Origin of the sequence: Streptococcus parasanguinis (assembly GCF_001578955.1) — a bacterium.
GTDB classification, from domain to species: Bacteria; Bacillota; Bacilli; order Lactobacillales; family Streptococcaceae; genus Streptococcus; species Streptococcus parasanguinis_U.
This window is the reverse complement of the sequence record NZ_KQ969689.1, coordinates 212,434-214,030: the sequence shown is the minus strand read 5'-3', so window position 1 is coordinate 214,030 and position 1,597 is coordinate 212,434. Positions and strand designations below refer to the sequence as shown.

Annotated in this window: 2 protein-coding genes and 1 pseudogene; all 3 read right to left on the bottom strand. The window is 42.0% G+C overall.

Features of this window, described 5'->3' with window-relative positions:
- Window positions 1-11: 11 nt before the first annotated feature.
- Window positions 12-563 carry an ECF-type riboflavin transporter substrate-binding protein gene (locus SPADD19_RS00980; RefSeq protein WP_061454971.1) on the bottom strand — a complete coding sequence of 184 codons (552 nt, stop codon included), beginning with the start codon at window positions 561-563 and terminating at the stop codon, window positions 12-14.
- A gap of 14 nt (window positions 564-577) precedes the next feature.
- Window positions 578-1,426 (bottom strand): SAM hydrolase/SAM-dependent halogenase family protein, encoded by an 849-nt coding sequence (locus SPADD19_RS00975; RefSeq protein WP_061454970.1) that lies wholly within the window; start codon window positions 1,424-1,426, stop codon window positions 578-580.
- Window positions 1,416-1,597, bottom strand: a pseudogene (locus SPADD19_RS00970) (MptD family putative ECF transporter S component); the annotation flags it as partial. The pseudogene SPADD19_RS00970 and the gene SPADD19_RS00975, both read right to left, overlap by 11 nt.

Below are 1,597 nucleotides of genomic sequence, written 5' to 3'. Positions count from 1 at the left end.
TTCTAGTACGTTTAATCTTTGGTCAAACTTCCATCTTTTGTTTGGGTCCGTGCATAAGCAATCAAGAGAAGAGAACCTGCAACAGCTACTGTTAAAGCATTTAAAGAACCCGCAACAACACCTTGTAGGAAGACTTTATTGGCACTTTCCTTGTAGATCAAGACATCTCCAACCGGAGCAATCAAGCCCCAGATCACAAGATTGGATACGATTTGAACAACGTTAAAAACAATTAATTCTTTCTTTGTCACTTCCCCTTTGAATTCACCGATTTGTTTGCGGAAGAAACCAACAAAGAGTCCAAACAAACCACTTGAAATGATCCAAGTCCACCAAAGACTACCTGACATAGCGTCCTTAATGGCATGACCAATCAAGCCGATTAAGAAGCCAACAATTGGGCCAAAGACTACACTAAAGAGAGCTTGAAGGGCATATTGCAACTGAATGCTCGTATTCGGTGCAGGTGCAGGGATTTGCAACATAGCAATCACGACAAAGAGGGCTGCTCCAACCCCAATAGCTACAACATCTTTAATTGAAAATAATGATTTCTGTTTCATTATGATATCTCCTATTAATTTTCCATTTTTCTAATCTCAATATGCCAAGAAGCCCCAACTCCTACATTATAGGCCTTGGCAAAGGATCCCTGGTTGATGGCAAGACCAACACGGTAAAGGGAATTGATATAAAGGATTGGCTGTCCAATTCGCACATCGGCGAAAGACTTGCCGTAGGTTACTTGGTTTTGGTAAACCAGCATGTCATTGTTATAGATGGTCACTTCAAAACGTTCCCCAAATTTGGGTGACAAATGATTGAACTCTTCCCGAGTAACGGAAGTCCAAAGAGAACCAAAGCGTACATCTAGGATGTCAACTGCACCTTTAACAAGATCGTCCTCAAAAACCGTCTCAACCACTGGGATTTCCACAATATGTTCGACACTGAGTTCTGGTCCGACTTCTTCAAAACTAATATGGCCACTGGCCAACTTAGCTCCTGTATAGGCGTAGACATCACGCCCATGGAAAGTATAAGAAAATTCTGTATTGGCTCGACGATTCTTCACCTCTGAAATCTCACGGATAGCAACAATCCCTACATGTTTCTTGATAAAAGAGAGAGTTCCATTATCCGGAGTGACAATGTATTGATTTTTAGCCGTTTTAGCTACGACACTCTTTCGTTTGGAACCGACACCAGGATCGACCACCGAAACAAAGGTTGTCCCTTCTGGCCAGTAATCTACTGTCTGAAAGAGACGGTAACTCCCTTCAAAGATATTGTAGGGGGTAATATCATGAGTTAAGTGGTGAATTTTAAGGGTTGGTGATTCTTCTAAAGCAACCCCAATCATAGCTGATACTGCTCCATCCACCAAACCAAAGTCTGACTGAAGAACTAGTAAATTATTGTGCATCTTTATCTCCTTTTTTGGCCAATAATGGAAGAAGGATGTTCGATAGTCCCCATCCTAATCCTGCACCCAATATGACCGTGAGGACAAACCAAGTGATGGTCGCTAGATCTGGTGATACCATCACCCGATTGACATAGTCTATCGATTTACCACGATCCAGTAACGACATGC

Coding starts and splice junctions, on each gene's coding strand:
- SPADD19_RS00975 (WP_061454970.1), bottom strand. CDS start 1,426: ATGCACAATAATTTACTAGTTCTTCAGTCAGACTTTGGTTTGGTGGAT.
- SPADD19_RS00980 (WP_061454971.1), bottom strand. CDS start 563: ATGAAACAGAAATCATTATTTTCAATTAAAGATGTTGTAGCTATTGGG.